This window comes from Microbulbifer agarilyticus, assembly GCF_001999945.1.
Taxonomy (GTDB): domain Bacteria; phylum Pseudomonadota; class Gammaproteobacteria; order Pseudomonadales; family Cellvibrionaceae; genus Microbulbifer; species Microbulbifer agarilyticus_A.
On the sequence record NZ_CP019650.1, the window covers coordinates 3,377,033 to 3,389,046 of the forward strand.

Annotated in this window: 8 protein-coding genes; 4 read left to right on the forward strand and 4 right to left on the reverse strand. The window is 54.7% G+C overall.

Features of this window, described 5'->3' with window-relative positions; genetic code table 11:
• Window positions 1-22: 22 nt before the first annotated feature.
• A complete protein-coding gene (locus Mag101_RS14180) occupies window positions 23-454 on the forward strand; it encodes a hypothetical protein (RefSeq protein ID WP_077406387.1) in 432 nt (143 codons plus the stop codon).
• A 149-nt stretch (window positions 455-603) separates the two neighbouring features.
• Here the strand turns inward: Mag101_RS14180 and Mag101_RS14185 are convergent, their stop codons facing one another.
• Complete coding sequence (locus tag Mag101_RS14185) at window positions 604-1,458, reverse strand: redoxin domain-containing protein (RefSeq protein WP_077406390.1); 855 nt, start codon at window positions 1,456-1,458, stop codon at window positions 604-606.
• Window positions 1,459-1,581: 123 nt separating this feature from the next.
• Between Mag101_RS14185 and Mag101_RS14190 the strand changes: the two genes are divergently transcribed.
• Window positions 1,582-2,505, forward strand: a complete 924-nt coding sequence (locus Mag101_RS14190) for a hypothetical protein (RefSeq protein WP_077406394.1) — start codon at window positions 1,582-1,584, stop codon at window positions 2,503-2,505.
• Window positions 2,506-2,614: 109 nt separating this feature from the next.
• Here Mag101_RS14190 and Mag101_RS14195 read toward each other — a convergent pair whose 3' ends face one another.
• The 3 genes from Mag101_RS14195 to Mag101_RS14205 all read right to left on the reverse strand — a co-directional run bounded on the left by Mag101_RS14195 (window position 2,615) and on the right by Mag101_RS14205 (window position 7,986).
• Window positions 2,615-5,782, reverse strand: a complete 3,168-nt coding sequence (locus tag Mag101_RS14195; RefSeq protein ID WP_077406397.1) for an efflux RND transporter permease subunit — start codon at window positions 5,780-5,782, stop codon at window positions 2,615-2,617.
• Window positions 5,782-6,978: an efflux RND transporter periplasmic adaptor subunit gene (locus tag Mag101_RS14200; RefSeq protein ID WP_077406400.1), complete on the reverse strand. Its 1,197-nt coding sequence runs from the start codon at window positions 6,976-6,978 to the stop codon at window positions 5,782-5,784. The genes Mag101_RS14195 and Mag101_RS14200 overlap by 1 nt, the downstream gene beginning before the upstream one ends.
• 306 nt (window positions 6,979-7,284) lie before the next feature.
• Complete coding sequence (locus tag Mag101_RS14205) at window positions 7,285-7,986, reverse strand: cyclic nucleotide-binding domain-containing protein (protein WP_077406403.1); 702 nt, start codon at window positions 7,984-7,986, stop codon at window positions 7,285-7,287.
• 421 nt (window positions 7,987-8,407) lie between these two features.
• Between Mag101_RS14205 and Mag101_RS14210 the strand changes: the two genes are divergently transcribed.
• A complete protein-coding gene (locus Mag101_RS14210) occupies window positions 8,408-9,628 on the forward strand; it encodes a TonB family protein (RefSeq protein WP_077408356.1) in 1,221 nt (406 codons plus the stop codon).
• Between the two features lie 226 nt (window positions 9,629-9,854).
• Window positions 9,855-11,936: a M13 family metallopeptidase gene (locus Mag101_RS14215; RefSeq protein WP_077406406.1), complete on the forward strand. Its 2,082-nt coding sequence runs from the start codon at window positions 9,855-9,857 to the stop codon at window positions 11,934-11,936.
• Window positions 11,937-12,014 lie beyond the last annotated feature (78 nt).

Here is a 12,014-nt window from a genome sequence, read left to right on the forward strand (position 1 = left end):
AAGTTTTCCTAAAGGAGTATGTATGAGCGTCGGCGCATGGGAACCAGCCAAGCAGGCCTCCAATGATCAATCCCGAGAAAAAATCGACCCCACTCTGCTAACGCAGATACTGGAATTAATGGAAGACTCTTCCGATCAGGCCTCCTCGCACACCCAGGCGAGCACCGAATTAGCCGAACTTCCGGAAACATTGCGTTCGGCAAGCTGGCTCGCAGGATTACCCGCGGCCCAGTGGCTGGAAGAAGCCGCAAACTGGTCGCCGGAACAATTGTGGGATTTGATCCGCTTTTTCACACTGGCGGAAAGGCAACTGGATTGGCAAGGTGGCGCTGAATCTCCGGTGATCCCGCTGGCAAAATCCCTTCGCCGGCGCAAAACCCTCCTCAGCCGCGAGCAACTTTTGTGGATTCGCGGCAACTCTGACAATCGCTACCTGCCCTACGGCCCACTCTAACCAGCGGCAAGGGATCAAGTGGGCCAACAGGGCCCACCACCAAGCGCAATCGGTCGCTCAATTTATATAAGCCACACATTTAAAAAGGCGTATCGCACACCGCGATACGCCTTTCAAGTACCTGAGACTGATTGCCTTCTCTTACGCACTCAATCCACAAGCCGAAACCACTGCGCGCGCAACAAATCCGCGCGCGCTGGCGTGCGGTAGTTGACTGTCAGCTCCCGCCACAGGATTACGCCCTCACTATCTACAAGCCAGGCACTGGGCCGCGCCGCCGCGGTGTGCCACGGGTACATCAACAACGGCGCTCCTTGCCACGCGACGAATAAGGAGCAATTCTTTGCGGATTCATCCAATTGGCGCACGGAAAGCTCAGTTGTTGCTGAACCTCCCAGCTGGGTAAAAGTTTTGCCCCAAGAAGACGTTGGCTGCGCACTAAATAGCAGTATTCCAATGTTTCTCTTTTGCAACTCGGGCAGAAGATGTTCGAAGCCTGCTAACTGACCCCGGCTATCGGCACAAAAGCTCCCCCGCAGAAACACCACGAAGACCCCATCCAGCTCCCGTTCGCGACAAAAGTCCGAGATATCGCAGCTTTCCCCTGTTTGCTCCTCCAGATCAGGGAAACGTTGATTAACGCCGGGTAATGCAGGATGAGAAACCGAACTGAAGTGGTAAAGATAAAGTAAAACGATAAAAAGATTCGTAATTACCAGGTAAATGGGTAAACCACGCTGCCCATCTGCCAATAGCGCAACCGCAAGACCGATTAACACACCGAGAAATGCATTGGATTCTCGAATATCACCGTGAAATTTCTGTGGATACAAATAACGTAGCCCAATCCACACCGGCAGGGCCAACGCATTCAAAATTACGCCCGCCCAGGCGAGTTTTTCAGACGGCGCAGCATTGCCAATTAATGGAAAAAAAGCACCGACTCCACACGCCAATAGCCAGCTAAAGGCAAAAAAAGTAAAAAAAACCTTAAATTTATTCATTACAGAGTAAAAACGCCCCTAAAACACTTGCAATCAAGTATATAAATAAGCTGCAATTAGCGCGATGAATTCCACTCATCCAAAATAACACCTAAATACCAAATTTAGATACAGGGATATTTTATGGCCGGACGTAAAAAATCCACCGCGCGCGTGAGCGCCGTGGCAAAGCTGGAGGCGGAACTCGCTTCTTTGAAATCTCAGCTGGAAAAGGCGCGTAGCAGCCAAGAAGCTGGTGCAAAGAAAGAAGCCGATAAAGCTGGCAAAGAAGCTGACAAAGCTGCCAAAAAAGCACAAGCTGCCGCCGCTAAGGTTAAAGCAGCCCGTGCCAAGAAGAAATCTGCTGCTCAGCAGAAGCAAGTAAAAGCTGCCGTAGCTGCTGCTGCAACTGCCAAGAAAGCCGCTGTAGCTGCCAAAGCTGCTTCTGCCGTAGCGAAAGCGAAGCTGGCTACCATCGTTGCTGAAAACAAGCTGGTAACCAAAATCGCCAAGGCTGTAGCCAAAGAAGAAACAGCCATCACCAAGAAGCTGGCTGCCGCTGAGAAGAAAGCCGCCGCTGCCGCTGCCAAAAAAGCTGCTGCTGCTGCCAAGAAGAAAGCTGCCGCTGACAAGAAGAAAGCCGCTGCCGCCGCCAAGAAAGCTGCTGCTGCTGCCAAGAAGAAAGCCGCTGCTGACAAGAAGAAAGCCGCAGCTGCTGCCAAGAAGAAAGCTGCTGCTGACAAGAAGAAAGCCGCCGCTGCCAAGAAGAAGGCCGCTGCTGCTGCCAAGAAGCAAGCTGCTGCTGACAAGAAGAAGGCTGCCGCTGCTAAGAAGAAAGCTGCCGCTGCTGCCAAAAAAGCCGCTGCTAAAGCAAAAGCCAAGACCAAGACCAAGACCAAGACCAAGGCTACTGCCAAGAAGAAGCCAGGCCGTCCAGCCAAGAAAGCTGCAGCTAAGAAGCCCGCAGCCAAGAAAGCAGGCCGCCCAGCCAAGAAAGCTGCAGCTAAGAAGACTGCCGCCAAGAAGGCTCCGGCTCGCCGCGGTCGTCCGCCGAAAGCCAAGTCTTAATCGACACTTTCTGGCAGACATAAAAAAACCCCGGCTCGCCGGGGTTTTTTTATGTCTGCCAGAAAGTTATCGATGGCGGGTATTCATCCGCTCCGCCCGCCGTCTTCCATCAACTGCGTAAACGGCGCTTGGCCAACAGTCCAGCGGGCAGAGCCCCTTTCACCAGGTCACGCAGTGCCGAAGGTAGCGCAAGCATCACTGGCGTCACGATCAGCGTGAGCAGGGTGGAAAAACTGAGCCCGTACACGATTGCACTGGCCAGCTTCACCCAGAAAGACGCAATCACGCCATTCACGACAATATCACGCCCAACCATATCCACGCTCACCCCCAGTGCCAGGGGCAGCAAGCCGAGTATTGTGGTGGCAGTAGTAAGGAACACCGGCCGCAGGCGCTGCGCGGCAGCCTTAACCGCTGCAGCACCAGCACTCAGTTCCGGGTCTGCCTTGCGTACAAAGTTATAGGTATCAATCAATACAATATTGTTGTTCACCACAATCCCAGCGAGGGCCACAATACCCACTCCGGTCATAATGACACTGAGGGTCGACTGAGTAAGGGTAAGCCCAAGCAACACACCGGCAGTGGACATAATCACCGAAGACAGAATCAATGCAGACTGATAGAAGCTATTGAACTGGGTGACAAGCAGGATAAACATCAGGAACAGAGACAAAGAGAAGGCGACCTGTAAAAACACCAGAGTCTCGCTGGTTTCTTCATCTGCGCCCCGGTAGAGCAACTCTACATTGCCATCGATCGGGTGCTGCTTCAGCCACTGGCGTATCTCGCGTACCTTGTCGTCCGCCAACACACCATCCTCAACATCAGCCTTGATCTGCATACGGGTAATGCCATCAATACGCTCAATTTTATCCACTCTGGGCCCGGCCACAGTGGACACAAAGCTGCTGACCGGTACCGCACCGCCCGGGGTGTTTACCTTGAGCTCGTCCAGCGCGGTAATGCCGCGAGCGTAATCCGGATAGCGGATACGAATATCTACTTCCTCATCGGAATCATCCGGGCGGTATTCCGCCATCAACACACCGTTGGTCACCAGCTGCACCGCGCGCCCGACGCCAGTAAGATCCGCCCCGTAGAGTGCAGCCTTTGATCGGTCGACCTTAACTTCCCACTCAATGCCTGGCAGCGGAGCCGTATTCACAACATCTCGCAGCCCATCAAACTCATTCTCCAGCGCCCGATGCAGTCGCCAGGTTTCTGCCAGCAGGCTGTCGTAATCGCGGCTGCGTAATTCAAGCACAATGGCCTTACCCACAGGCGGACCACCTTCAAACGCCTTGGCACTGGTCTTAATACCCGCAAAGCCTCCTGTGCGCTGACGAATATCAGCAAAGATATCCCGGCTTTTACGATCCCGCAGATCCGTCGGCTGTAACTCAACCAGTAGATTGGCAATTTGGTCGGGCGACCTGTCTTGATTGCCGGAAATACCACCCGATCCAATCGAGGTATACACCACACGTACCTCGGGTACCTGCATCACCGCAGTTTCTACTTGAGTTACCAGTGCGCGCTTTTCCTCCAACGACAGGTTTCCCAGCGCTCGCACTTCAACGTTGCCGTATTGCTCCTCGGTTTCGGTGAAATACTCCATTCCCGGATTAAAGGCATTAAAAGCAATAAAGATACCCACCAGCACCGCAATGGTGCCGCCAAAAGATATCAGCGGATAGCGCACAACGGATGTCAGCATGCGGGCATAAAAGCCAGTGATTCCCCCTAAAGCGCTCGGATCGCCATGCTCCAGTTGCTTGAGATGCTGCTGTGAAGCCAGATCAACGCGGCCCTTGCCAAATACCGACCCCACTACGGGGGCAAAGAACAGCGCGTAAACCAATGACCCCGCCAGTACGGAAAACACGGTTACCGGTAAAAAGCGCATAAAATCGCCAACCACACCGGGCCAAAAGATAATTGGGAGGAAAGCGGCCAGGGTGGTCCCCGTTGACGCGACAACCGGCCAGAACATTCGGCGCACAGCAATTGAGTAGGCCGCGCGTGCAGATAGACCTTCAGCCATCTTGCGGTCGGCAAATTCAGTGATCACGATTGAGCCATCGATCAGCATACCGAGGGCCAACAACATGCCGAACATGACCATGAAGTTGAACGAATAACCCAGGTACCAAGTAATGATGAAGCCGAACAGTAATGAGAAGGGAATCCCCAGGCCCACAAGTAGCCCGGAGCGGAAACCAAGCGCGGACACGACAATGATCATCACCAGCAACATTGCGGTGAGGATATTGCCCTCCATTTCGCTCACCATGTCCCTCGCCCAATTAGACTGGTCAAATACAAAGTCGACCTTTACCCCGCGAGGTAAATACTCTCGTTCGGCATTTACCACCTCCCGGACTTTGTCTGCCAGGTCCACAGAGCTGGCGCCGGTGCGTTTTTCCACATTGACCGACAGGCCCTGTTGCCCGTTCACACTGGTATAACTCGTGGCGTCCTTAAAGGTCCGCCTGATATCGGTGACCTGACCAAGGGTCACAACACCATCATCCGACTGCTTGAGTGGAATCTGGTATACGTCACTGGCCGATTCGATTAACCCGGGAACCTTTACCGAGAAGCGCCCCTTGCTGACATCCATCTCACCAGCCGGGATCAGCAAATTATTCCCGAGCACAGCATTAATGAGTTCACCACTGGTTATTTGGTAATGCTCAAGCCGCACTGGGTCAATGATGGCTTCGACGACCTCCTCGCGACTACCACTGATGTCTGCACTCAGTACTTCGCTAACATTTTCAATTCTGCGTTTCAGCAGTTGCGCGCTGCGTAGCAGTTCGCGCTCACTGGCTCCCTCACTGGCCAGGGTTACCACTATCGTCGGGAATGGCTGAGCCGATGCCTCCTCCACTACCGGCTCGTCCGCATCACGCGGTAACTCTGCCTTGGCACGATCAACCGCATTGCGCACATCATCGACCGCAATATCAATATCGATCGCAGAGTCAAACTCTATGACCAGGTATACCAGTGACTCCCGCGCATTGGCGACAACTTGCTCTACGCCCTCCAGCGAGCGAATTTCCTGCTCCAGCGGGCGAATCAGCAAGCGCACCCCATCTTCCGGAGAAATTCCTTCGTGCCGCACCTGCACAATCACGATCGGCGGGTTAACTTCCGGGCTGGACTCCACCGTCATGGCACCGCGCGCGGCGATCCCCATGATGACGATGAGCAGCATCAGACTTATGCTGCTGCGGAAGCGATCAATAGCGCCGTCCAAGAGTTTCATTAGAGTGACTCCCCGGAAGCCTGTGCAGCCTGTTTCACAGAAACCGGTTCACGTTCTGGTTCGACGGCAGTAAAAGGGGCCGGTAAATCACCACCAGTCTCTTCCAACTCTACTTCGACCTGCTCACCGACGCTGACATATTCCTGCCCCACAGTTACCAGCAAGGTGCGCGGCGACAATCCGGTAATCCACACACCATCACTTTCATCACTGACCAGCTGGACACTGCGTAATACAACGCGCTGGTCCTCGTCGAGGATCTTCACCGCAAGCAGGCCGGCGTCATTCAAAGTTAACAGGGAAGAATTAATCCTGTGGGCCATGACCTCGCCCGTCGGCAACGCCATTCGCGCACTGATGCCGCTGCGCAAAGCCCCGTCGTCATTCGCCACCGCCACTTCTACGCGGTAGGCGCGTGTCACAGCGTGCGCTTGCTGGCTCACGTAGCGCAGCTGACCATTGATAATCTGGCCATTCTGCATTTGCGCGCTGGCGGGCGCCCCCAATTGCAGGCTACCCACCCTGGTTTCGGAAACTTCTCCCACAATGAGCATGGGATTCAGGTCAAGAATGGTTGCGCACTCCTCGCCGCGGCGAACAAAATCCCCCAGCTCCACCGCCCGGCTGTTGACAACACCGTCAAAGGGCGCGCGAATCTTCAGGTTTTGCACATCCAGCTGTGCCCGTTTCAGGTCTGCGCGAGCGTTGGCGAGAGCAACTTCTTGCTGGGCCATTTGCGTGCCCGACTGAAGGCCGCGCCCCTTGAGCTTTTGCGCGCCCGCAAAATCCAGCTCAGCTTTCTTTAATGATGCGCGTGCGCGCGTCAACTTTTCCGGGCGATCTTCCGCGGCAATCTCACAAATCACGTCACCCTTGGCTACATACTGCCCTTCATCGACCGGAAGCCCCGCGACCGCGCCGTCGAGCTCCGCTCTCAGCTGCACACTCCGGTTGGCCTCGCTTCGACTATTGACAACTACTCGGGTGGTATACGGCTGGGCCTCTATATAGCGCCCGCTGATTTTCATGCGCTCTGTCGGAATCGCAGATGCGCTCTTCGCGACCTCCGCTTCAAGCAGCGCTTGCTTCCCATCCTTGAGTAATACGCCGCTCAACAGCCACAGCGCAGCCAGGGCACCCACAATGGTTGCCATGCGATAGTTACGTTGCCGCCAGAGGCCCAACAGAAAGTTCATAACTGCATTCCTGTCTGCAATTTAAGTTTGATAGGAGATTTTATGCACAATTCTTGATCGAAACAGCGCCCAAGACTGCCGTATTACGAAATCCGCAGGGAATTTTAGAGGGACGAATAGCCTTCTGTACCTGAGAATGGTCAAGTCACAGGTACTTTTCACAGTTACTTTCAGATCTGATTAGATTTCGGACTGGCCTCGGAGACGGCCTCCAGCGGTCCCACGCACAAATCCAACAATGGTCATTGTACGCGGGAAAACGAGAAAGGGTTCACCTTCTCTATTATGAAAGGTGCGGATATGTGGTCAGGAGAGTATGGATTCGAGGAAGTCGGACATATCCGACTCTTCTGCGACGAGCTGGCCGCTGCCGAACTCGGCATTCCAATCCAGCAGGATGCGAGCCAGATCTCGCGCCTGGTCCGCAAGCGCCACCAACTCTTCTTTGCAATTTTTCGGGCCAGTGTAGAGTTTCAGGCGACGGTGACTATTGGCCAGCTCGTGGGTCGGATATTTAGAACGGTAGACCTCAAGCTTCCAGCGCAACGAATGCACCATATTGCGATAGAACACCAGCTTGGTGGGCAGCTGTAGTAGCGAAAAGTCCTCAAGGTCACCAAACAGGGTGCAATCTACCGCGAGAACCTGAATTTCCTGGCCGACCGGCGCCCCCACAATGGTCGCGCTACGGGGCTCCGCCAGCAGCATCGACAGGTCACCAAACACTTCGCCGGGGCGAATCTCCGCAAGCGGGCGATCGCCGCTGGAAGCCGCCGCATCGTCCACGTGTACCTGCAACTCCCCGCGCACCAGGAAATACACCCACTGGTCTACGTCACCACTGTGCAGCAGCGCCTCTCCTGGGTTTAGTGAAACCAAACGTGAGCGCTTCAGTAATACGTCGTATTGCCACTCACTGGTGGCACGAATATCACGAAAGAGGTGAATGACATTTAACAGACGGTCCACCGCATCGCGGGGAAAGTCACTTAGCGCTTTGTAATCCATGGAAATCTTGAATATTGCGTCGTGTTACCAGCTGCTGGAGCCAATCTCACAGCAGTTTGGCGGTGCACCTTGTTAGTACATATCCACATGCACAATGCACCACCAGAACACGCATTCTAGGTGCAAACAAAGCTGTGTCTTCCCCCTGCCACGGGGAAATTAAAAAAACGAGACATTTTACCCACTTCAGGGTTGAACTCCATTGCAGTTACAGTAGAGTTGAGTGGACCCTGGAAGAAAATCAAGGTAGTTGCGCGGCGGCTTGCCCACCTAAAAAACACCAGAATTTCCGGGGACGTACCTTTCGGGGGGAAGGTGCGAAAGAAGTAATGAGCATTCCTTGGGGTACATGGACGGGAGCTCAGCGCTTTTCTGCCGGTTTCTGCCCATCCGGCCACAAGCCAAAATAGATACCATTAAAATGAAATCGACAAAAATCGTCATTGCCCTGCTGCTGTTCGCCTCGGCTGTGACAGCAAATGCGGCCTCGCTGCTCAATGGACTCGCTCTGGAGCAGCAATTCAACAAAGACCGTTATTTCGTTGCTGTCTATTCTGACCAGCTTGCCGACAACACCAGCGCTCTGCTCGACAACAATGTTTCCCGCAGCTTACAAATCCGCGTGATCGAGGACCGGCTGTCCGCAAGACGCCTGCGCAACCAGTGGATGGAAAGTATCGCCATCAACAACCCGAGCGACACCCTCACTGGCCAAGCGAATAACATGGTGACTTTCGCCAACCTGTTTAAAGGGCGTTTGATGAGCGGCGATCACCTGAGCATCGATTACGCTCCCGATACGGGGACAACGTCCGTTTCCCTGAATGACATCATGCTGGGCATGATTGAAGACCGCGACTTCTTCAATACCTTGCTGCGCGCCTGGATCGGCCCGGTTCCGCCCTCGACCGAGTTCCGTGACAGCCTTATCTCTAGCGGCGACGTAGACTCTGGCTTACTCGCCACCTATGAATCCCTGCAGCCAGGTGCAGCGCGCGTAGCCCAAGTAGCAGCGATGCTCGACGAGCAGGAAGCGGCAAAAGAAACCAGCTCCGCGGCTGCGGCACCTGTACCAGCGGTAAAACCCAAGTTGGCCGCGAATATCCCACCTCCGACACTGGCCGCGATTAGCACTGCGGCAGTACAAAAGCCAACAGTAGAAGCGGCTCAACCTGCTGCAGAAGAGCCGGAGCCAGCCCGGACCGAGCCCGCGGCCACAGCAGTTGCAGCCACACCGCCTTCTCAGCCCAAACCACTGAAGCCGACCACAACCCGCCCAGCGACTCCGCCGGTAGAAGAGGAAGAGCTGGAAGAGGAAGAGGAAGCTCCACTGACCGCAGACATGATCCTGGCACGCCAGATTTACCACTCCATGCTGCTGCGGCACACCTTCAAGCATATCCGCTATCCGAAACGCGCCCAGGATCGCGGCCAGGAAGGGAGTGTGCGTCTGAACGTCACGATCGACAATAGAGGCAATGTGACCAGTGTGACTACCGTGCAGGAGTCCCGCTACTCCAGCCTGAACCGCGAAGCGCTTGAAGCCGTGGAGCGCGCCGGCCCTTACCCGGCCACCCCCGTCCAGCTCAAGATGGAAGAATACCGCTTCTCGGTGCCGATTACTTTCCGCCTGCCGGACTAAACATCGGCTTCAAGATCGCCCCCCGAAAAAAGCCCCAAAACCGGGGCTTTCTTTTGCCCGCTTAAATCTCCTGCGGCCGTTTAAATCCATCGCCCGCAGACTACCACTCACCGCACCTCCGCTTGCCGTAGCCGCCGCGCCACACATAATATGCAAGCTGCACAAACTCTATCCGCCCCACACACTGGACGGTCATCCAACCAATAAAAAGCCCAAAAGGCCCATTATGAAGAAACTGCTTTTACCACTGGCTATCGCCACTGCCGTTGCCGCCGTCGGCGGTTGTACCAAACCAGACGACGGGAGTGTTACAGCCAGTGACGCCAAGCCCAGCGCCGAGCAAAGTGCTGCCGCAAATACCACACTTGACTCCGGTATTGACCTGAGCGCCATGGATACGAGCGTGCGCCCTCAGGATGATTTCTTTTCCTACGTAAACGGAAACTGGATCAAAAATACCGAAATCCCTGCGGACAAATCCCGTTGGGGCGGTTTCAGCATGCTGCGCGACAAGGCCACCGAAGAGGTAAAAGGCCTGATTATGGAGGCCAGTGAAAACGCCAGCAGTGCGAGCGCCAAGCAAATCGGTGACCTGTACAACAGCTTCATGAATGAAGAACTCATTGAGAAGAAAGGTGTTAGCGCCATCGCACCCGAACTGGCCAAGGTCGACGCAATCGAAACACACAAAGACCTGGGTGACTTTTTCGCCTATGCCGACACTGTTGGCTATGACGTACCCTTCGGTGGCTACGTATATCAAGACCTGAAGCAGGTAGAGAACTACATTACCTATATTTCCCAGGCCGGACTCGGACTACCCGATCGCGATTACTATTTTGACGATTCAGAAAAGGGCCAGAAGCTCCAGCAAGCCTATCGTGAATTTCTGGTAGAGATGCAGCAAATTTCCGGGCTGGATAACGCGGAGCAATACGCGGAATCTCTGTACCAATTGGAAAAAAGCCTGGCGGAACACCACCGCACGCGCGTGGAAAACCGTGACCCGGTGAAATCCTACAACAAGAAAACCCTCGCCGAATTGAAGGCCCTGATGCCCTCCTTCGACTGGGATAGCTACCTGCAGAAAGCGCACCTGCAAAAAGCCGACTCCTTTATTGTTCGCCAGCCCGAGTATCTGGAAGCGGTAAATACCATCATCGCGGATACCGAGCTGGGCACCTGGAAACGCTATTTGAAACTCAAGGTGCTCTCCGCGGCCGCACCTTACATGCACAATGAAATTGCCCAGGCCAACTTCGACTTCTACGGCACCACCATTCGCGGTACCAAAGAAATGGAGCCACGCTGGAAACGCGCTGTACAGTTCGTGAATGGCTCCGCGGGCGAACTGGTAGGCCAGCTGTATGTCGAAAAATACTTCCCGCCGGAAGCCAAAGCGCGCATGGTGAAGCTGGTAGACAACCTGAAATCGGCGTACAAGGAGTCCATCGAATCACTGACCTGGATGAGCGAAGACACCAAGAAGGAAGCCCTCACCAAGCTGGCAAACTTCACCACCAAAATCGGTTACCCCGACAAGTGGCGCGACTACAGCGACCTGCAGGTGGAAGCGGACAACCTGGTGAACAACGCCATCGCCGCAACCCTGTTCGATACACTGAACGACCGCAACAAACTGGGTAAGCCGCTGGACCGCGGCGAGTGGCATATGAGCCCGCAAACCGTAAACGCTTACTACAATCCGCCGATGAATGAGATTGTGTTCCCCGCGGCAATCCTGCAGCCACCGTTTTTCAATATGAATGCGGACGACGCCGTGAACTACGGCGGTATCGGTGGCGTAATTGGCCATGAGATTGGTCACGGCTTCGATGACAAGGGCTCTAAGTTTGACGGCAAGGGCTACCTGAATAACTGGTGGACCGATTCCGACCGCGACAACTTCGATCAATTGACCGGCAAGCTGGTGGCCCAATATCAGGGCTTCCAGCCGCTCGAAGGCGAGCACATCAATGGTGAGCTGACCCTGGGTGAAAACATCGGCGACCTGTCCGGCCTCGGTATTGCCTACAAAGCCTACAAGATGTCCTTGAATGGCGAGGAAGGCCCGGAAATCGACGGTTTCACCGGTGATCAGCGTGTGTTCATGGGCTGGGCACAGGTATGGCGCAGTAAAATGCGCGACGAAGCCCTGAGCGAGCGCCTGAAAACCGATCCGCACTCGCCGGCCAAATACCGCGTACAGGGTGTTGTACCCAACATCGAAGCGTTCTACAGCGCATTTGATGTGAAGGAAGGCGACGGTATGTACCTGCCCAAGGAAGAGCGTGTAGAGATCTGGTAAGTTCTTTATCCACCCTTTACCGAAAAGCCTCGCCCCGCGGGGCTTTTTTATGTCTGCACCTCCTGCCCCTTCTGGCGC